Source organism: Pseudomonas sp. 478 (assembly GCF_003254125.1).
In the GTDB taxonomy this organism is placed as follows: Bacteria; Pseudomonadota; Gammaproteobacteria; order Pseudomonadales; family Pseudomonadaceae; genus Aquipseudomonas.
In genome coordinates this window covers 687,620-707,199 of the sequence record NZ_QKZG01000001.1, presented here as the reverse complement: position 1 = coordinate 707,199, position 19,580 = coordinate 687,620, and the positions used below count along the sequence as shown (strand labels likewise).

16 protein-coding genes are annotated in these 19,580 nt (G+C 60.2%); 14 read left to right on the top strand and 2 right to left on the bottom strand.

What is annotated here, in order from left to right:
• Window positions 1-81 precede the first annotated feature (81 nt).
• The 5 genes from DFS28_RS03465 to rarD all read left to right on the top strand — a co-directional run bounded on the left by DFS28_RS03465 (window position 82) and on the right by rarD (window position 5,988).
• Window positions 82-822, top strand: a complete 741-nt coding sequence (locus DFS28_RS03465) for a ComF family protein (RefSeq protein ID WP_111448564.1) — start codon at window positions 82-84, stop codon at window positions 820-822.
• A gap of 181 nt (window positions 823-1,003) precedes the next feature.
• Entirely contained in the window at window positions 1,004-1,768 is a 765-nt protein-coding gene (locus DFS28_RS03460) for a TOBE domain-containing protein (protein ID WP_111448563.1), read from the top strand.
• A gap of 58 nt (window positions 1,769-1,826) precedes the next feature.
• A complete protein-coding gene (locus DFS28_RS03455) occupies window positions 1,827-3,728 on the top strand; it encodes a PhoX family phosphatase (RefSeq protein ID WP_111448562.1) in 1,902 nt (633 codons plus the stop codon).
• Between the two features lie 191 nt (window positions 3,729-3,919).
• A complete protein-coding gene (locus DFS28_RS03450) occupies window positions 3,920-4,894 on the top strand; it encodes a serine/threonine protein kinase (RefSeq protein WP_111448561.1) in 975 nt (324 codons plus the stop codon).
• Window positions 4,895-5,100: 206 nt separating this feature from the next.
• Complete coding sequence (rarD, locus tag DFS28_RS03445) at window positions 5,101-5,988, top strand: EamA family transporter RarD (RefSeq protein WP_111448560.1); 888 nt, start codon at window positions 5,101-5,103, stop codon at window positions 5,986-5,988.
• Between the two features lie 215 nt (window positions 5,989-6,203).
• Here rarD and DFS28_RS03440 read toward each other — a convergent pair whose 3' ends face one another.
• Window positions 6,204-6,722 (bottom strand): glycine cleavage system protein R, encoded by a 519-nt coding sequence (locus tag DFS28_RS03440; protein WP_007947710.1) that lies wholly within the window; start codon window positions 6,720-6,722, stop codon window positions 6,204-6,206.
• A gap of 534 nt (window positions 6,723-7,256) precedes the next feature.
• Between DFS28_RS03440 and DFS28_RS03435 the strand changes: the two genes are divergently transcribed.
• The gene (locus DFS28_RS03435; protein WP_111448559.1) at window positions 7,257-9,434 is read left to right on the top strand and encodes a malate synthase G; all 2,178 of its coding nucleotides are present in this window, start codon (window positions 7,257-7,259) and stop codon (window positions 9,432-9,434) included.
• Window positions 9,435-9,503: 69 nt separating this feature from the next.
• Here the strand turns inward: DFS28_RS03435 and DFS28_RS03430 are convergent, their stop codons facing one another.
• Complete coding sequence (locus DFS28_RS03430; RefSeq protein ID WP_111448558.1) at window positions 9,504-9,950, bottom strand: response regulator; 447 nt, start codon at window positions 9,948-9,950, stop codon at window positions 9,504-9,506.
• Window positions 9,951-10,202: 252 nt separating this feature from the next.
• Between DFS28_RS03430 and DFS28_RS03425 the strand changes: the two genes are divergently transcribed.
• From DFS28_RS03425 to DFS28_RS03385, 8 genes are all read left to right on the top strand, one after another.
• Entirely contained in the window at window positions 10,203-12,143 is a 1,941-nt protein-coding gene (locus DFS28_RS03425) for a putative nucleotidyltransferase substrate binding domain-containing protein (protein WP_111448557.1), read from the top strand.
• Window positions 12,140-12,847: a PolC-type DNA polymerase III gene (locus tag DFS28_RS03420; protein ID WP_111448556.1), complete on the top strand. Its 708-nt coding sequence runs from the start codon at window positions 12,140-12,142 to the stop codon at window positions 12,845-12,847. Before DFS28_RS03425 ends, DFS28_RS03420 begins: the two co-directional genes overlap by 4 nt.
• A 239-nt stretch (window positions 12,848-13,086) precedes the next feature.
• Window positions 13,087-13,605 (top strand): RNA polymerase sigma factor, encoded by a 519-nt coding sequence (locus DFS28_RS03415; protein WP_111448555.1) that lies wholly within the window; start codon window positions 13,087-13,089, stop codon window positions 13,603-13,605.
• Entirely contained in the window at window positions 13,602-14,576 is a 975-nt protein-coding gene (locus DFS28_RS03410) for a FecR domain-containing protein (RefSeq protein WP_111448554.1), read from the top strand. The genes DFS28_RS03415 and DFS28_RS03410 overlap by 4 nt, the downstream gene beginning before the upstream one ends.
• A 239-nt stretch (window positions 14,577-14,815) precedes the next feature.
• Window positions 14,816-17,245 carry a TonB-dependent siderophore receptor gene (locus DFS28_RS03405; protein ID WP_111448553.1) on the top strand — a complete coding sequence of 810 codons (2,430 nt, stop codon included), beginning with the start codon at window positions 14,816-14,818 and terminating at the stop codon, window positions 17,243-17,245.
• Window positions 17,246-17,317: 72 nt separating this feature from the next.
• A complete protein-coding gene (locus DFS28_RS03400) occupies window positions 17,318-18,448 on the top strand; it encodes a PepSY domain-containing protein (protein WP_111448552.1) in 1,131 nt (376 codons plus the stop codon).
• Window positions 18,445-18,624, top strand: coding sequence for a hypothetical protein (locus DFS28_RS03395; RefSeq protein ID WP_008147122.1), 180 nt, complete (start codon window positions 18,445-18,447; stop codon window positions 18,622-18,624). Before DFS28_RS03400 ends, DFS28_RS03395 begins: the two co-directional genes overlap by 4 nt.
• A 159-nt stretch (window positions 18,625-18,783) precedes the next feature.
• Window positions 18,784-19,413, top strand: a complete 630-nt coding sequence (locus DFS28_RS03385; protein WP_111448551.1) for a glutathione S-transferase — start codon at window positions 18,784-18,786, stop codon at window positions 19,411-19,413.
• The last annotated feature ends 167 nt before the right edge of the window (window positions 19,414-19,580 follow it).

Sequence of the window (19,580 nt, the reverse complement as noted above, 5' to 3'; positions counted from 1 at the left end):
TTTTATGCTTGGCAAGCGGCTGGGGGGGAAGGGAATACCCACAGACGCGACACGGATGTTCGGCATATTTAAGGAAGACTCATGCGCTGTCAACCACGATACGAAGGACCGGTTTACATCTGGTTAAAAAACGATCAATCTTGTTTGCTCTGTTCAGAACCCGCCGATGAATGCACACCCATCTGCATGGCCTGTGAAACGGAGTTGCCTTGGCTGGGCGATCAATGCCAAACCTGCGCCCTGCCGTTGCCCACCGCTGGCCTGACCTGCGGCCAATGCCTGAAACAACCGCCAGCCTTTGAGCGGGTCGCCACGCCCTGGACTTACAGCTTTCCGGTGGACACGCTGATCACACGCTTCAAACACGCTGCGAAGTGGCCGTTTGGTCGCCTGCTCGCCGAACTTCTTACTCAGTTCCTGCAACATCGCTTTGATGAAGACCTGAATCGACCCGATGCGCTCATCCCGGTTCCGCTGGCCGCCAAACGACTGCGCCAACGGGGTTTCAACCAGGCCGCGATGCTCGCTCGCTGGCTCAGCACCAGCCTCGACATTCCGTGCGATGAAACGCTGTTGCTGAGAACTCAGGACACCAGCGCCCAACAGGACCTGAATGCCGAGGCCCGCAAAAAGAACCTGCGCAACGCCTTCGCCCTGGCACCCGATGCATGCATCAAGGGTCGTCATTTAGCATTGGTGGACGATGTGTTGACCACCGGCGCCACGGCGCAAGCCCTGGCTCGTCTGTTGATGGACGCCGGCGCCGCTCGGGTCGATGTCTACTGCCTGGCCCGCACCCCCAAACCTGGCGATACCCCCTGATTTAGTGGCATTCAGGGTGGGAGCGAGCCTGCTCGCGATGACGGTCTATCCGTCACATCTATGGTGAAATTGATGACCCCATCGCGAGCAGGCTCACTCCTACAAGGATATGACCTGACTTGACTCCCGGGCTCCCAGCAGCCAACGTCCTTCCCATCGTCACAGCCCAAAGCGCCTTGCCATGTCCTTGCCTACGTTGTTGTCGCAGCACATTGTCCGTCGTCCGCAGCGCATCGCGTTGTTGCAACACATTGCCGAACAGGGCTCGATTACCCGCGCCGCGAAAAGCGCGGGGCTGAGTTACAAAGCGGCCTGGGACGCCATCGATGAGCTGAACAACCTCGCGCAAAAGCCGTTGGTGGAGCGCAGTGTCGGCGGCAAGGGCGGCGGTGGCACCAAACTCTCCAGCGAAGGCGAGCGCGTATTGCGCCTGTATCAAAAGCTGCAAGCCTTGCAGGCTCAGGTGCTGGAAGCCGCCGAAGACGCCAGCGATCTCGACCTGCTCGGCCGACTGATGCTCAGAACCAGCGCGCGCAATCAACTGCATGGCAAGGTCGTGGCGATTGATACCCAAGGGCACAACGACCGTATTCGTCTTGAACTGGCCGAAGGTTTGAGCATTGATGCGCAGATCACTCATGACAGCACCACGCGTCTGGAACTGGAAACCGGCACCGTAGTGGTCGCGCTGATCAAGGCCGGTTGGCTGGAGTTGCTGGGCATCGATCAAGTGGCAACACCTGGCAAAAATTGCCTGAAGGGCATCATCGAAGAAATTCTCGACGCCGAGGACGGCCCCAGCGAAGTGCGCATCGGCCTGCCCAATGGCCAGACGCTCTGCGCGCTGGCCGAACCGCTGCACTTGATAACCCTCGGTCTGGCCGCCGATAAACCGGTGCGGGTGCAGTTCGCGCCCTCCAACGTTTTGCTCGGTACACCGCTTTGAAACACAAGTGTCATTAACGCTCATTAAGGTGACTGCAAAAACCCGCAGGGAGCCTGATGTGAGCCTATTAGAAGACAACCAATCCACCGACCTCGAGAACATGGTCGGCCTCAGCCGTCGAGGTTTCATCAGCGCCGGCGCCCTTTGCGGGGCAGCCATGTTCCTGGGCGGCAGCCTGCTGAGCCGCAGCGTGCTGGCCGCCAGCGTCAGCGCCGGCTCCAGCAAACTGTTGGGTTTTGACAGTATTCCCGCCGCCACCAGCGACGCCATCACCCTGCCGCCAGGTTACAAATCTTCGGTATTGATCAGTTGGGGTCAGCCTCTGCAGAAGAACGGCCCGGCGTTCGACCCGAGCGGCAACGGCACCGCCGAACATCAGGAAGTCCAGTTCGGCGACAACAACGACGGCATGAGCCTGTTTGAATTTCCCGGTGACAACAACCGGGCGCTGATGGCGATCAACAACGAATACACCAACTATCGCTACCTCTACGCCCACGGCGGCATGCCGCAATCGGCTGCTGACGTGCGCAAGGCACTGGCCTGTGAAGGCGTGTCGGTGATCGAAGTGCAGCGCAAGAACGGCCAGTGGCATTTCGTCCAGGGCTCGCGCTACAACCGACGCATTCACGGCAACGCGCCGATCAGTCTGAGCGGTCCGGCCGCCGGCCACGAACTGCTGAAAACCAGTGCAGACCCACACGGCAAGAACGTCCTTGGCACCTTCCAGAACTGCGCCAACGGCAAGACGCCGTGGGGCACGTATCTGACCTGCGAAGAGAACTTCACTGACTGCTTCGGCAGCAGCAATGCCGAACAAAAGTTCGACGCCGCGCAAAAACGCTACGGCGCCGTAGCGACCAGTAAAGAGATCAACTGGCACCCACACGACGAGCGTTTCGACCTGGCGAAGAATCCGAACGAACTCAACCGTCACGGTTGGGTCGTGGAAATCGACCCGTTCGACCCGAAATCGACGCCCGTCAAACGCACCGCGCTGGGCCGCTTCAAACATGAAAACGCCGCACTGGCCGAAACCAGTGACGGTCACGCCGTGGTGTACATGGGCGACGATGAACGCGGCGAGTTCATCTACAAATTTGTCAGCCGCGACAAGATCAACCACAAAAACCCCAAGGCCAACCGCGACCTGCTGGACCACGGCACCTTGTACGTGGCGCGTTTCGACGCGGGCGACGGCAATGCCGATCACCCGAAAGGCCAGGGCGAGTGGATCGAACTGACCCACGGCAAAAACGGCATCGACGCCAGCAGCGGTTTCGCCGATCAGGCCGAAGTGTTGATTCATGCGCGCCTCGCGGCCAGCGTGGTGAAAGCTACGCGCATGGACCGCCCGGAATGGATCGTCGTCAGCCCCAAGGATGGCCAGGTCTACTGCACGCTGACCAACAACGCCAAGCGTGGCGAGGACGGGCAACCGGTGGGCGGGCCGAACCCGCGCGAGAAGAACGTCTACGGGCAGATTCTGCGCTGGCGCACTGACCGGGACGATCATGGTTCGAAAAGCTTTGCCTGGGATCTGTTTGTGGTCGCCGGCAACCCGGGCGTCCACGCCGGCACGCCGAAGGGTGGTTCATCGAACATCACACCGCAGAACATGTTCAACAGCCCGGACGGCTTGGGTTTCGACAAGGCCGGAAGGTTGTGGATTCTCACCGATGGCGATTCGAGCAATGCCGGTGATTTCGCGGGCATGGGCAACAATCAGATGCTCTGCGCTGATCCGGTGACCGGGGAGATCCGCCGCTTCATGGTCGGACCAGTGGGCTGCGAGGTGACGGGGATCAGCTTTTCGCCGGATCAGAAGACCTTGTTTGTCGGGATTCAGCATCCGGGGGAAAACGGCGGGTCGACGTTCCCTGAGCATCTGCCGAACGGCAAACCGCGGTCTTCGGTGATGGCGATTTCCCGGGAAGATGGCGGGGTCGTCGGCGCCTGATCGGGCCTCTTCGCGAGCAAGCCCGCTCCCACATTGGATCTGTGGCACACCGCAAATCTCCTGTGGGAGCGGGCTTGCTCGCGAAGGCGTCAACCCAGACAACACTCATCTCAAGCCCAACCCCTAAAGACACCCCGTCTGCGCTACCATGCTTGGCCGGACGCGGCAGCCTGCTGCGCGCAGGAGTCAGCATGGCCCACCCGTTTGCAACCCTCACCCCAGACCTCGTGCTCGATGCCGTCGAAAGCATCGGCTTTCTCAGCGACGCGCGCATTCTGGCGCTCAACAGCTACGAGAACCGTGTCTATCAGGTCGGTATCGAAGACTCCGAGCCGCTGATCGCCAAGTTCTACCGTCCGCAGCGCTGGACCAACGAAGCGATTCTCGAAGAGCATCAATTCACCTTCGAACTCGCCGAGTGCGACGTACCGGTGGTCGCGCCGATGATTCACAACGGTGCCAGCCTGCACGAACACAACGGTTTCCGCTTCACCCTGTTCCCCCGCCGTGGTGGCCGTGCGCCGGAGCCTGGCAATCTCGATCAGTTGTATCGCCTGGGGCAACTGCTCGGTCGCCTGCACGCCGTGGGCTCTACAAAACCGTTCGAACACCGCGAAGCGCTGGGTGTGAAGAACTTCGGTCATGACTCGTTGACGACATTGCTCGAAGGCAATTTCGTACCCAAAAGTCTGCTGCCAGCCTACGAGTCCGTGGCCCGCGACCTGCTCAAGCGGGTGGAAGAGGTCTACAAGGCCACGCCGCACAAGAACATCCGCATGCACGGCGACTGCCACCCCGGCAACATGATGTGCCGCGACGAGATGTTCCACATCGTCGACCTCGACGACTGCCGCATGGGCCCTGCGGTGCAGGACATCTGGATGATGCTGGCGGGTGATCGTCAGGAATGTCTCGGTCAGTTGTCGGAATTGATGGACGGCTACAGTGAGTTCCACGACTTCGATCCGCGGGAACTGGCGTTGATCGAACCGCTGCGCGCCTTGCGCCTGATGCACTACAGCGCCTGGCTCGCCCGCCGCTGGGACGACCCGGCGTTCCCGCACAGTTTTCCGTGGTTCGGCAGTGAACGGTATTGGGGCGACCAGGTGTTGGCCTTGCGCGAACAACTGGCGGCACTCAACGAAGAGCCGTTGAAGCTCTTCTGACGAACACAAATCCCATGTGGGAGCGAGCCTGCTCGCGAATACGGTTTCACATTCAACAGTGATGCTGAATGAACTACCGCTTTCGCGAGCAGGCTCGCTCCCACAGTTGTTCATGTTCACAAATAACCAACCTAATCAGGTAGGACATCCGTAGACAATTCTCCTTACAATCCCCTCTTTGTTAGCTGCCTAAGCAAGGATTCTGCATGCAAGCCGCCAACCCGCGTCGCGGGTACATTCTGGGCCTGAGTGCCTACATCATCTGGGGACTTTTCCCGCTCTACTTCAAAGCCATCGCCAGCGTGCCCGCCGTGGAGATCATCATCCACCGAGTGCTCTGGTCCGCGCTGTTCGGCACCTTGCTGCTGATGGTGTGGAAACATCCGGGCTGGTGGCGCGAGTTGCGTGACAACCCGAAACGCCTGGCGATCCTGGCCCTGAGCGGCACGCTGATCGCAGCCAACTGGCTGACCTACGTTTGGTCGGTGAACAACGGGCGCATGCTCGAAGCCAGTCTCGGTTACTACATCAACCCGCTGGTGAACGTGCTGTTGGGCATGCTGATCCTTGGCGAACGGCTGCGGCGCATGCAATGGCTGGCGGTTGGCCTGGCGGCGGTCGGCGTTGCGCAACAGGTCTGGCAAGTCGGCAGTCTGCCGTGGGTGTCGTTGGTGCTGGCGCTGACCTTCGGTTTCTACGGACTGATCCGCAAACAGGCACCGGTCAAGGCGTTACCGGGTCTGGTGGTGGAAACCTGGATGCTGGTGCCGATTGCGATTGCCTGGCTGCTATTCAATCAGACGGCCACCAGCGCCCAGCCCGAATTCTGGACCACGTCCGAAGCCTGGTGGCTGGTGGCCGCCGGTCCGGTGACGCTGGTGCCACTGGTGTGTTTCAACGCCGCTGCACGGCATTTGCCCTACACGACGTTGGGATTCCTCCAATACCTGGCACCGACCCTGGTGCTGTTGCAGGCCGTTCTGTTGTTTGGCGAACAATTGTCGTCGAGCACACTGGTAGCGTTCATCTTTATCTGGGCGGGCCTGGCGGTTTACAGCATCGACGCGTGGATAAGTCTGCGACGTCGTCGCTGATCAAAAAACGCACAAACCTCTGCAAGCCACGGCTCCCGTGGCCTGCATCGATCCTTCCCAAGGTTATCCACAGCGTGATCCCCGGCGTTTGTGTGCAAGTCCCTGAAACTGCTGGTTTTTTGATCAGTTCCTGAAGAGTCCCGGACGACGTGGCCTAGAGGACAGTCTCTACAGGTTATCCACAGGCAGGTGCACGTATTACTTGGATAACCTATTCAGGGTTCACTGCGCAGCACCAATTCGACCATCAAATCATCCGCCAGGGTTTCCAGGCGCGATTGCAGCACGTCCAGGGACAGCGTCAACGGCACTGCGAGAATCGCTTCAGCGTGGAACAAAGGCTCGCTGCTCATCGGTGCCGGACGTACTTCGGTCACCAGACGCTCCAGGTTCACCCCCTGTTCACTCAGCAGACGCGTGATGTCGCGTACGATCCCCGGGCGGTCATTGCCCACCAACTCCATGGCTATCGGTTTCCAGGTGCAGGATTGCTCGATGCCGCTTTCGGCAATCAGCACGCGAATGCCATGGGCGGACAACGCCTGTAGGGCATCGACCAATTCATCGTAGGCTTCGGCCGGCACGCCCACGCGAAGAATCCCGGCGAACTGGCCGGCCATACGCGACATGCGACTCTCCAGCCAGTTACCGCCGTGCTCGGCGATGCATTGGGCAATGCGCTCGACCTGCCCAGGCTTGTCCGGAGCGAATACAGTGAGTACGAGGTGGTCCATGGCGCAGCCCTCTTTTGTTATAGAAAAAGAAGTATAGGCAAAGGTGGTTGCTGCGCTGAATCGGCTGACGCCTTCGCGAGCAGGCTCGCTCCCACAGGATTCGCGCAGGCCTTTGTGGGAGCGAGCCTGCTCGCGAATGGGGCACCGCCGATCTAGTTGGAAAAACAAATCGTGTACAAGTTTTTATATTTAACTGGAACAATCCAATGGTTTTTTGAGAACATCCTGTTCCCCGTCGTGACCGCAATGCGTCATGGCGTCGCAGAACGACGTAATTAGTCTAATTTTCACAAGCGCAATTCATCATGTAGTATGCCGCAGCGCGCACTACATAACGCTGGATCGATGTCTGCCGCAGGTGCAGCCACAACCCTGAAAGCCCCGTCAGCAAGGCCTCAACGCCGTTGATTGGTCAAAACCCATCCGCCCGCAATGGCATGTACTGGTCAACAGGTTTGTGGTTTAAATGCCAGAGGCTTCATTGTTAAATTGAAGAGCTGAAAAGCGAAATAGCTGAGCAGAGTGAGGCAAGCAATGACTGAACACGTTCAAGTCGGTGGCCTGCAGGTCGCCAAAGTCCTGTTCGACTTCGTGAACAACGAAGCCATTCCCGGTACCGGCCTCACCGCCGATAAGTTCTGGGCCGGTGCCGACAAGGTCATTCATGACCTGGCGCCGAAGAACAAAGCCCTACTCGCCAAACGCGATGATTTCCAGGCTCGTATCGATGGCTGGCACCAATCCCGTGCCGGTCAACCACACGACGCCGTGGCCTATAAAGCCTTCTTGCAAGACATCGGTTATCTGCTGCCAGAAGCGGCTGATTTCCAGGCAACGACGCAAAACGTCGATGACGAAATCGCCCGCATGGCCGGTCCACAGCTTGTGGTTCCGGTGATGAACGCCCGTTTCGCGCTCAATGCCTCGAACGCCCGTTGGGGTTCGCTGTATGACGCGCTCTACGGCACCGATGCCATCAGCGAAGCTGACGGCGCGGAAAAAGGCAAAGGCTACAACAAGGTTCGCGGCGACAAGGTCATCGCCTTCGCCCGTGCCTTCCTCGACGAAGCGGCGCCATTGGCTGCCGGCACTCACGTCGACTCCACCGGCTACAAGATCATTGACGGCAAGCTGGTGGTCGCCCTTAAAGGCGGCAGCAACACCGGTCTGCGCGATGATGCGCAACTGATCGGTTTCCACGGCGATACAGCGGCTCCAACCGCGATCCTGCTGAAAAACAACGGCCTGCACTTCGAAATCCAGGTTGACGCCAGCACCCCGGTCGGCCAGACCGACGCTGCCAGCGTCAAAGACATCCTGATGGAAGCCGCGCTGACCACTATCATGGACTGCGAAGACTCCGTCGCCGCCGTCGATGCCGATGACAAAGTGGTGATCTACCGCAACTGGCTCGGCCTGATGAAGGGCGATCTGTCGGAACAAGTCTCCAAGGGCGGTCAGACCTTTACCCGCACCATGAACGCCGACCGCACTTACACCGGTGTCGATGGTAAAGAACTGAGCCTGCATGGTCGTTCGCTGCTGTTCGTGCGCAACGTCGGTCACCTGATGACCATCGACGCGATCCTCGATAAAGACGGCAACGAAGTGCCGGAAGGCATCCTCGACGGCCTGGTCACCAGCCTCGCGGCCATCCACAGCCTCAACGGCAACAACTCGCGCAAGAACAGCCGCACCGGCTCGGTCTACATCGTGAAACCGAAGATGCACGGCCCGGAAGAAGCAGCGTTCACCAACGAGCTGTTCGGTCGCATCGAAGAAGTACTCGGTTTGCCACGTAATACGCTGAAAGTCGGGATCATGGACGAGGAGCGCCGTACCACGGTCAACCTCAAGGCCTGCATCAAGGCTGCCAGCGAGCGTGTAGTGTTCATCAACACCGGTTTCCTCGACCGTACCGGTGATGAAATCCACACCTCCATGGAAGCCGGCCCGATGGTGCGCAAGGCGGACATGAAGGCTGAGAAGTGGATCGGCGCCTACGAGAACTGGAACGTCGATATCGGTTTGAGCACCGGCCTGCAAGGTCGCGCGCAGATCGGTAAAGGCATGTGGGCGATGCCCGACCTGATGGCTGCGATGCTCGAACAGAAAATCGCTCACCCGCTGGCCGGTGCCAACACTGCCTGGGTTCCATCGCCGACCGCTGCTGCGCTGCATGCTTTGCACTACCACAAAGTCGATGTGTTCGCCCGTCAGGCCGAGTTGGCCAAACGTGCGCGCGCTTCGGTGGATGACATCCTGACTATCCCGCTGGCTGTCAATCCAGACTGGACTGCAGAGCAGATCAAGAACGAACTGGACAACAACGCCCAGGGCATTCTCGGTTATGTGGTGCGCTGGATCGACCAGGGCGTGGGCTGTTCGAAAGTGCCGGACATCAATGACGTCGGCCTGATGGAAGACCGTGCGACGCTGCGCATTTCCAGCCAGCACATCGCCAACTGGCTGCGTCACGGCATCGTCACCGAAGATCAGGTCATGGAAAGCCTCAAGCGCATGGCACCAGTGGTTGACCGTCAGAACGCCAATGACCCGCTGTATCGTCCGCTGGCACCTGACTTCGACAGCAACATCGCCTTCCAGGCGGCGGTCGAACTGGTGGTCGAAGGCACGAAGCAGCCGAATGGCTACACCGAGCCGGTCCTGCACCGTCGCCGTCGCGAGTTCAAGGCTGCCAATGGCCTGTAACTGAGCGCTGACGCCGGACAAAAAAAGCCCTGATCGAAAGATCAGGGCTTTTTTGTTTCAAATCGGTTACTACACATCCATTCCCAACTCATGCTTGACCAGCGCCAACAGCTTGCCGGTATCGACAGGCTTGAGCAGGAAGTCGACCACGCTTAAATGCATCGCGGCGATCGCGTCTTCCACGTCGGCGTCACCGGAAACGATGATGATCGGCATTGCCGCCCGAACCGACTCACGAACCTGACGAATCAGGTCCAGACCATCGACATTTCCCATCCGCAGATCGGTAATCACCAGGCCAATCGACGGCGTCGTCTCCAACATTTTGAGTGCGCTTTCGCCACTGGCGGCGGTCACGCAGCGCACTCCGTCCAGGGCCAGAATCTCCGACAGCAACTCGCGCGCATCTTTATCGTCATCGACGATCAGCACCCGCTGCGGCGGCAGGTCGGGTTCCAGCATGACGTCACTCAGCGCCTTGCGCTCGGCGTCACTCAAAATATCGTGGTCGGACATGGCTTTCTCTACGTTTTCAATCCAATTGCTATCACTTCCGTGTGACATCACCCAGCAGACCTTCAGGGTGCACTTCGTCGGAAAGTTTTCCTATAGCCAATGTAGGAGGTTTTTCCCACAGTTGCGTCAGACATTTCCCAAATATCGACAGCCTCACTGCCTACCTAGACTTACGTCCAATGGGCACCCCGCGCGCAGGGGCCGACCATGGCTCAGTCATCCGACAACAACAATTCAAAAAAGACTGCGGTAATGGTTATGAGTAAAGCGGACGCCTTCACACAGGCAGGGAAAACCGCGGTGTTGCAAAACATCCAGGGCACTTTGCAATTCCTTCAGCGCTTCCCGCCCTTCAATCAGATGGAACACGCCCACCTGGCGTACCTGGTCGAGCAGTGTCAGCTGCGTTTTTATGCGCCCGGCGAGAGCATCCTCAAGCCCGCCGACGGCCCGGTCGAGCATTTCTACATCGTCAAGCAGGGCCGGGTCGTGGGTGAACGCCCCCATACCGCCAAGGGCGGCACCGAAACCACCTTCGAAATCACCACCGGCGAGTGTTTCCCCCTCGCCGCGCTGTTGGGTGAGCGCGCGACGCGTACCGAACATCTGGCCTCCGAAGACACCTTTTGCCTACAGCTGAACAAGATGGCGTTCATCAAACTGTTCGCGATTTCCAACGCGTTTCGCGACTTTGCCCTACGCGGCGTGAGCAGCCTGCTGGATCAGGTCAACCAGCAAGTCCAGCAAAAAGCCGTGGAAACCCTCGGCACGCAGTACTCGCTCAATACCCGTCTGGGCGAATTGGCCATGCGCCATCCGGTCACCTGTAACCCGACCACGCCACTGCGTGAAGCCGTGACCCTGATGCATGAGCAGCAGGTCGGCAGCATTGTGGTGGTCGACGAACATAAAGCGCCGCTGGGGATTTTCACCCTGCGCGACCTGCGCCATGTGGTGGCCGACGGCACTAACGATTTCAACGAAGCCATCGAGCGCCACATGACCCAGGCGCCGTTTTTCCTGTCGCCGGACCACAGCGCCTTCGATGCGGCGATTGCCATGACCGAGCGGCACATCGCCCACGTCTGTCTGGTGAAGGATCATCGCCTGTGTGGCGTGGTCTCGGAACGTGATCTGTTTTCCCTGCAACGGGTCGATCTGGTGCATCTGGCGCGGACTATCCGCAGCGCCCAGAAGGTGGAAAACCTGGTCGCGATGCGCGGCGAGATTGGCCAACTGGTGGAGCGCATGCTGGCCCACGGCGCCTCTTCAACCCAGATCACGCACATCATCACCCTGCTCAACGACCACACAGTGTGCCGGGTGATCGAACTGACCCTCGCCGAGAAAGGCGACCCCGGCATTGCGTTCAGTTGGCTGTGCTTCGGTAGCGAAGGCCGTCGCGAACAGACGCTGCACACCGATCAGGACAACGGCATTCTCTTCGAAGCCCGGGATGCGGCCCACGCCGCCGAGATTCGCGGCAAATTGCTGCCCATCGCCCAGCAGATCAACCAAAGCCTGGCGCTCTGCGGTTTCACCCTGTGCAAGGGCAACATCATGGCCGGCAACCCTGAGCTGTGTCTGTCCCGGGCCGAGTGGTCACGACGTTTTGCCGCGTTTATCCGCGAGGCCACGCCGGAGAACCTGTTGGGTTCGAGCATTTATTTCGACTTGCGGGTGGTCTGGGGTGACGAGCAAGGCTGCGAGCAGCTGCGTCAGGGTATTCTCGATCAGGTGAATGACAACCGACTGTTCCAACGGATGATGGCCGAGAACGCCCTGCGCAACCGTCCGCCCGTGGGACGTTTCCGTGAGTTCGTACTGGCTCGCAAGAATGGCGAGAAAGCCACTCTGGACTTGAAAATCCAGGGGCTGACGCCGTTTGTCGACGGTGCCCGACTGCTCGCCTTGGCCCATGGGGTCGAGGCGAACAACACGTTGGAGCGCTTTCGCCAACTGGTGGACAAAGAAGTCATCGAACGGCTGGACGGTGCGGCGTACGAAGAGGCCTACCACTTCATTCAGCAAACCCGCATGCAGCAACATCAGCTACAGACCCGGGAGAATTTGCCCTACTCCAACCGGGTCGATCCGGACAGCCTCAATCATCTGGATCGACGGATCCTGCGTGAATCCCTGCGCCAGGCCCAACGCCTGCAAAGCAGCCTGGCCCTGAGGTATCAGCTATGAGCCTGTTTTCATGGCTGCGTCCGGCAGGTCCCAGCCTTCCCTGCGACCTTCAACAACGCCTGCAACGCTTGCCCCCGGCGGCAGAGCTGGGCGAATGCAGCCTGCGCGAACAACGCTGGGTGGTGCTCGACCTGGAAACCACCGGGCTGAACCTGAACAAGGATCGGGTGTTGTCCATTGGCGCGGTAGTGATCGAGGACGGGGCGATCGACTTCAGCCAGCAGTTCGAACGCACGTTGCAATGCGCCGACATGAAATTGGCTCCCAGCGTGTTGATCCATGGCCTGGGGCCGAGTGCGATTGCTGCGGGCAGCGATCCGGCTCAGGCCCTGGTCGAGTTCATGGAGTTCGTCGGCGACAGCCCGGTGCTGGCGTTTCATGCGCCGTTCGATCAGCACATGCTCGGGCGCGCGCTGAAAGATCATCTGGGCTACAAGTTGCAGCATCCGTTTCTGGATGTGGCTGATATCGCGCCGCTGCTTTGCCCTCAGGCGCACATTCGCGATGCCGGGCTGGATCAGTGGATCGACTGGTTCAAACTGGAAGTGTTCGAGCGCCACAATGCCAGTGCCGATGCGTTGGCCACTGCTGAGCTGGCGTTGATTCTGTTCAGCCGGGCGCGGCAGCTGCAGATTCATAGCCCGTTGAATCTGCAGCAGCGGTTGAGTCAGTGGAAGCGACGGCAGCGCGCGCCTTCCTTCTAAATCTCTGGCGCCTGTTCCGGCGCCTTCGCGAGCAAGCCCGCTCCCACAAGGTTTTGTGTCGTTCGCCAATTTCGTGAACGACATAAGACCTGTGGGAGCGTGGCTTGTCGGATCGCCGCACCGCCGCGATGAACGATGACGCGGTCCACCTGACCAGTGGCCAATTGCTTACCTCCCCCGCCTCTGCCACAATCGCGAACAATTCTCGTTAGTTAACACTTCCCAATCGGTGATGCTGCGTGTCGTCAGTCCAAAGCCCTCAAAGTGAGCTCGTTGGTGCGTTGTATCGCGACCATCGCGGTTGGCTGTTGGCTTGGCTTCGACGCAATGTGGCGTGTCCGCAAAGGGCCGAAGACCTAAGTCAGGACACTTTCGTGCGTTTGCTGGGTCGTGAAGAACTGAAGGAGCCGCGTGAACCGCGCGCGTTTCTGGTGGCGATTGCCAAGGGTCTGCTGTTCGACTATTTCCGCCGCGCCGCGCTGGAACAGGCCTACCTCACCGAACTGATGCTGATCCCCGCCGGTGAACAACCGTCGGTGGAGGAACAGCAACTGATCCTTGAAGACCTCAAAGCCATCGACCGCCTGCTCGGCAAACTCTCAAGCAAGGCCCGGGCGGCGTTTCTGTATAACCGTCTCGACGGCCTCGGCCACGCCGAAATCGCCCAGCGCCTGGGCGTGTCAGTGCCGCGGGTGCGTCAGTATCTGGCCCAAGGCATTCGTCAGTGCTACATCGCGTTGTACGGTGAGCCGCTATGAGCCCGGTCAGTTCCAAACCCGTCTCGGCGCAGGTGCTGGATGCCGCGATTGCCTGGCAATTGTCCCTGGATTCCGGCAACCCGGTGGAGCGCGAAGAGTTCGCCAAATGGCACGCCGCCCACGAAGAGCATGCGCGGGCCTGGCGCCAACTGGGCATGCTCGACCAGCGCTTCAGCGTTGCCAGCGGCCCGGCACGCACCGCGTTACTGCAATCGCGCGAAAGCATTCGCCGGCGTGTGCGCAAACTCGGCAGCGGCGTGGCCAGCATCGTCGCGGTGATCGGGTTGGCGCTGTTCGCCGGCGATCGTTATCTGCCAATCGACTATTGGCTGGCCGACCAGCGCACCGCCACCGGCGAGCAACGCACCCTGCGCCTGACCGATGGCACGCTGATCAACCTCAACACCCACAGTGCCGTGGATGTGCGTTTCGATGAAAAACAACGGCTGATCATCCTCCAGGAAGGGGAAATTCTCGTCGAAACCGGTCATGGCGACACCCGGCCGTTTATCGTCGAAACCCGCGAAGGCAGCATGCGTGCACTGGGAACAAGGTTCCTTGTCAAGCGTGAAGACGAAGGCACGCGCCTGAGCGTGCTGAAATCGGCGGTGGCGGCCCATCCCGGGGCGAGCGCTGAAGAGCAGATTCTGCGTGAAGGCCAGCAAGTCCTGATGCGCAGCAATGGCCTCGGGCCGATCGTCGCGCTCACCCTCGGCGCCGATGCCTGGACCCGCGGCATGCTGGTGGTGGACAACACACGGCTGGAAGACCTGGTGCATGAACTCGGTCGTTATCGACGCGGGTATCTTGGCGTTGCGCCAGAAATCGCCGACCTGCGCATCACCGGCAGCTTCCCGCTGCACGACACCGATCTGGCCCTGAGCGCCCTGCTGCCGACCCTGCCGGTGCAGATCGAACAGCATACGCCGTGGTGGGTGACGGTGGCGGCAAAAACTGAGGCCAAGCCCTAAAAGGTGCTGCGCCTGATAGACCGCCTTCGCGAGCAAGCCCGCTCCCACATTCGACCGCATTCTCATGGAAGAACTCGGTGAAATGTGGGAGCGGGCTTGCTCGCGAAGAGGCCATCAGCCTCGCCACATCAAAACGACGTGTTTGCTGAATCGAAATTATTTTCATCTAGCCCTATCACTTTTGAATTCTCGTCCGGCACCTAGGCAATTGAGAAATATTTCCATTCAGGAGCCGCTGTATGTCCCGTTCGCTAGACACCGTGTTGCGCCCCAGTTTGCTGGCGATTGCCATTGCCCTTTGTGCCCCTCTGGCCAGCAGTCAGCTGATGGCCGCTGAACAGGCGTCCAGCGTTCGCGCCTACAACCTGCCGGCCGCGCCATTGGCCAGCACCCTCAATCAGATCGCCAGCCAGGCCGGCCTCGCGTTGTCGTTGAATCCATCGCTAGCGGCAGGCAAAACCTCGGCGCCGGTCAAAGGCCAGTTCGACGCAACCAATGCCCTGCGCGAAGCTTTGCGCGGCACCGGTCTGCAACTGGAACAGAGCAGCACTGGCACCTTCAGCCTGGTGGCCGTTCCCGAGGGCGTGATGGCCCTGCCGGAAACCGCCGTCATTGGCCTGGAAAACACCGAAAGTGCCTGGGGACCGGTGCAAGGTTACCTGGCGACCCGCACCGCCGCCGGCACCAAGACCGATACCGCGCTGGTCGAAGCGCCGCGCTCGATTTCGATCGCCACCCGCGAGCAAATGGACGACCGCAATGTGCACAGCCTCGATGACGCGGTGCGCTACATGCCCGGCATCACCGCCAGCAGCTACGGCAGCGACACCCGTGCCGACTGGCTGCGCGTGCGCGGTTTCGAGCCGACGCAATTCCTCGATGGCCTGCCACTGCCAAAAGGCGTGTACGCCAACCCGAAACAGGAAACCTGGAACCTCGACCGCCTCGCCCTGCTGCGCGGCCCGGCCTCGTCGGTTTACGGCCAGACCCCGCCAGGCGGCTTGCTGGACATGGTCAGCCGTCGTCCCAGCGCCGAGTCGAGCAGCGAAATCCAGGTGCAATATGGCAGCGACAATCATCGCCAGATCAACTTCGCCAGCACCGGCAAGATCGATGACGAAGGCCAGTTCCTCTACGGTTTGAGCGGTGTGGTGCGCGACAGCGGCACGCAGATCGACCACGTCGACAACAAGCGCTACAACATCGCGCCGAGCCTGACCTGGAACATCGACGAAGACACCAAGTTCACCCTGCTGACGCAATTCACCCGCGACGATACCGGCATCACCAGCCAGTTCCTGCCAGTGCAAGGCACCAAGATCCATTCGCCACTCGGCAAGATTTCCCATCACAAGAACCTCGGCGATCCGGACTGGGAATTCTACGACCGCACCTATTACGCACTGGGCTACGCCTTTGAACATCGTTTGAACGATGTCTGGCAGTTCAAGCAGAACCTGCGTTACACCAAATCGGACCTGTCCTTCCAGGCCCTCACCCCCGGCGCCTACCCGTTCACCCAGGTGGATGCCGAAGGCAACGTTGGCCGCTCGAGCACCAGTGTCGACGAGGACATCAGCCAGTTCGCCGTGGACAACAACTTCCAGGGCGACTTCGCGACCGGCGACATCCGTCACACGCTGCTGATCGGCCTCGATCATCAGCGCACCAACACCAACTACACCTCGATTTTCGGTGACGGTCTGACCACCAACGTCAACAACCCGATCTATGGCCAGCCCATTGTTCGTCCGCCACGTTCGGCGGCGTTCTATGACTACGACCAGAAAACTTACCAGACTGGCCTGTACGTTCAGGACCAGATGGCCCTCGACCAATGGCGTCTGACGCTGGGTGGTCGTGAAGACTGGGTCCACACCGGCACCAAATTCTTCAACAAAGGCGATGCCACCCATACCGAGCGCGACAAGAACTTCAGCGGCAACGCGGCGATCAGCTACGTGTTCGACAACGGCATCGTGCCGTACCTGTCGTACGCCGAGTCGTTCCAGCCGACCAGCAACGCCACGGCATCGCCGACCGATTCGTTCAAGCCGACTGAAGGCAAACAGTGGGAACTGGGCATCAAGTACCAACCGCCTGGCAGCAGCACCCTGTTGACCGCAGCGGTCTATGACCTGACCCAGAAAAACGTCTCCGTCACCACGACCAACTCGGACAACGTTTCGGTCACCAGCCAGACCGGTGAAGTGAAAGTCAAAGGCCTGGAACTGGAAGCCGTCTCCGACGTGACCGAGAACCTCAAGGTCATCGCCGCTTACACCCTGGCCAAATCCGAAGTGCAGAACGGCGATTTCAAAGGCAATCGCCTGCAACTGATGCCCAACCAGCAGGCATCCCTGTGGACCGATTACACCTGGCACAACGGCGTGCTGGACGGTTTCGGCATCGGCGCCGGCGCTCGCTACACCGGCAACACCTACGGCGACCAGGGTAATACGTCGCTCGGCAAGGCGGACGCCTACACCGTGTTCGACGCCGCGGTTCATTACGACCTGGGCCGTCTGGACAACAGCCTCAAAGGCGCCTCCCTGGCACTGAACGCCACCAACCTGTTCGACAAGGACTACATCTCCACGTGCGACAGCTTCTACTGCTACTACGGCGACCAACGCAGCGTCGTCGCCAGTGCTACTTACAAGTGGTAATGGCCTGACCCGGCACGCCCAAGACCCGAGCCGTCCGACAGGGGCGGCTTTGGTATATCTGAAGGCTATGAAATGAAAAGCAAAACAATTCGCCGCTGGTCCTTCGTCCACACCTGGTCCAGCCTGATCTGCACCGTGTTCCTGCTGATGCTCGCACTGACCGGCCTGCCATTGATCTTTCACCACGAGATCGACCACTTGCTGGGCGATACCGCTGAATTGAAGACGATGCCGGCGGACACCCCGCAGCTGAATTTGCAGCAGTTGGTGCAGGCGGCTGAAAAGCATCGGCCCGGCGAGGTCATGCAGTATTTCGGCTTCGACGAAGACGAGCCCAACGCCGCGATCACGATCATGGCGGCCACAGCCGGCACCGAGCCGAACTCGTCTCACACCTTCATGCTCGACGCCCGCACCGGCGAAGCGCTGGAGATGCCGTCGGCCAACGGCGGCTTCATGATGATCATGTTGCGCCTGCACGTGGACATGTTCGCCGGTCTGCCGGGCAAGTTGCTGCTGGCGTTCATGGGGATTCTGTTCGTGGTGGCGATTGTCTCCGGGACGGTGCTGTACCTGCCGTTCATGCGCCGTTTGAAATTTGCCACCGTGCGCCAGGACAAATCCACGCGTCTGCGCTGGCTCGATCTGCATAACCTGATCGGCGTGGTGACCTTGACCTGGGCCTTGGTGGTCGGCGTCACCGGCGTCATCAACGCCTGCGCCGACCTGTTGATCGCCGCGTGGCGCAACGACAGCCTGAGCGCGATGGTCGCGCCGTACCGCGACGCACCGCCACTGACACAACTGGCGCCCGCGACCCGCTTGCTCGACATCGCCAAGGAAGTCGCACCGGGCATGCAGCCGGACTTTATCGCCTTCCCCGGCACACGCTTCTCCAGCGAACACCATTACGCGGTGTTCATGAAAGGCAGCACTCACCTGACCTCGCACCTGCTGACACCGGTGCTGATCGACGCCAACACCCTGCAAGTCACCGCCGTGGCCGAACGCCCGTGGTACATGGACGCCATGGGCATGTCCCAGCCGTTGCACTTCGGTGATTACGGCGGCATGCCGATGAAGATCCTCTGGGCGACGCTGGATGGGCTGACCATCGTCGTGCTCGGCAGCGGGGTTTACCTGTGGGTGGTGCGGCGCAAGGCTGCGAAACCAGTGCTCGATAACGTGGAGAGTCCAGCATGAGACCGCGGCAGTCGAATTTCTGGAAGGTGTTCTCCACCCCAACGGTTATCGCCCTGCTCAGCGCCGCGGGGTTGTTTGCCGCGTTGCTGGGCGATGGCGTGTGGGACGCATTGAGCTGGCTTGGCCTGGGCATTCCCGCCGCCCTTGCCCTGCGCGGCCTGCTGCAACGCCGCTAAAAACCTGTGGGAGCGGGCTTGCTCGCGAAGGCGGTGTGTCAGACAGCTTCAATGTTTACTGACACACCGCCTTCGCGAGCAAGCCCGCTCCCACAGGGGGTTTGAGCTCCCGGATCCACGCGCTATGCTGCCCAGCACTGCCCATACCGAGACGCTGCCATGTCCGCCGCCAGCATGACCCTGTTCCACAATCCTTTATCGCCCTTCGTTCGTAAAGTCATGGTGCTGCTGCACGAAACCGGTCAACAGGACCGCGTGACGCTGCAAGACTGCGTGCTCACGCCGGTCAGCCCGGACCTGATGCTCAACGAAGACAACCCGTTGGGTAAAATCCCGGCCCTGCGCCTGGCCGATGGCAACGTCATTTATGACAGCCGGGTGATCCTCGATTACCTCGACCACCAGCACGTCGGCAACCCGCTGATCCCGCGTGACGGCTCAGCCCGCTGGCGGCGCCTGACCCTGGCCTCCCTGGCCGACGGGATCATGGACGCTGCGGTGCTGATTCGTTATGAAGTCGCCCTGCGCGCCCCGGAAAAACACTGGGATGAGTGGCTCGATGGCCAGCGCGAGAAGATTCGTCGCGCCCTGGCACTGCTGGAAGCGGACGCGATTGCCGAGCTGACCAGCCATTTCGATGTGGCGGCGATCAGTGTTGCCTGTGCGTTGGGTTACCTGGATTTGCGCCATCCGGATCTGGAATGGCGCACGGTGAATCCGAAGCTGGCTGCTTGGTATTTCGAAGTCAGTCAGCGGCCTTCGATGCTGGCGACTATGCCCAAGGTTTAGATTTTCACTGGTTGTCAGGGCCTCTTCGCGAGCAGGCTCGCTCCCACAGTTGATCAGTTGTGTGCGCGAATTTTGTGTTCACTGGAGATCCCTTGTGGGAGCGGGCTTGCTCGCGAATGCACCACAGCGGATCCACGGGAAACAACACCGCAATCCGCGTCGCCAAC

Coding starts and splice junctions, on each gene's coding strand:
- DFS28_RS03450 (WP_111448561.1), top strand. CDS start 3,920: ATGGCCCACCCGTTTGCAACCCTCACCCCAGACCTCGTGCTCGATGCC.
- DFS28_RS03420 (WP_111448556.1), top strand. CDS start 12,140: ATGAGCCTGTTTTCATGGCTGCGTCCGGCAGGTCCCAGCCTTCCCTGC.
- DFS28_RS03400 (WP_111448552.1), top strand. CDS start 17,318: ATGAAAAGCAAAACAATTCGCCGCTGGTCCTTCGTCCACACCTGGTCC.
- DFS28_RS03405 (WP_111448553.1), top strand. CDS start 14,816: ATGTCCCGTTCGCTAGACACCGTGTTGCGCCCCAGTTTGCTGGCGATT.
- DFS28_RS03430 (WP_111448558.1), bottom strand. CDS start 9,950: ATGTCCGACCACGATATTTTGAGTGACGCCGAGCGCAAGGCGCTGAGT.
- DFS28_RS03395 (WP_008147122.1), top strand. CDS start 18,445: ATGAGACCGCGGCAGTCGAATTTCTGGAAGGTGTTCTCCACCCCAACG.
- DFS28_RS03460 (WP_111448563.1), top strand. CDS start 1,004: ATGTCCTTGCCTACGTTGTTGTCGCAGCACATTGTCCGTCGTCCGCAG.
- DFS28_RS03435 (WP_111448559.1), top strand. CDS start 7,257: ATGACTGAACACGTTCAAGTCGGTGGCCTGCAGGTCGCCAAAGTCCTG.
- rarD (WP_111448560.1), top strand. CDS start 5,101: ATGCAAGCCGCCAACCCGCGTCGCGGGTACATTCTGGGCCTGAGTGCC.
- DFS28_RS03385 (WP_111448551.1), top strand. CDS start 18,784: ATGTCCGCCGCCAGCATGACCCTGTTCCACAATCCTTTATCGCCCTTC.
- DFS28_RS03425 (WP_111448557.1), top strand. CDS start 10,203: ATGGTTATGAGTAAAGCGGACGCCTTCACACAGGCAGGGAAAACCGCG.
- DFS28_RS03440 (WP_007947710.1), bottom strand. CDS start 6,722: ATGGACCACCTCGTACTCACTGTATTCGCTCCGGACAAGCCTGGGCAG.
- DFS28_RS03410 (WP_111448554.1), top strand. CDS start 13,602: ATGAGCCCGGTCAGTTCCAAACCCGTCTCGGCGCAGGTGCTGGATGCC.
- DFS28_RS03465 (WP_111448564.1), top strand. CDS start 82: ATGCGCTGTCAACCACGATACGAAGGACCGGTTTACATCTGGTTAAAA.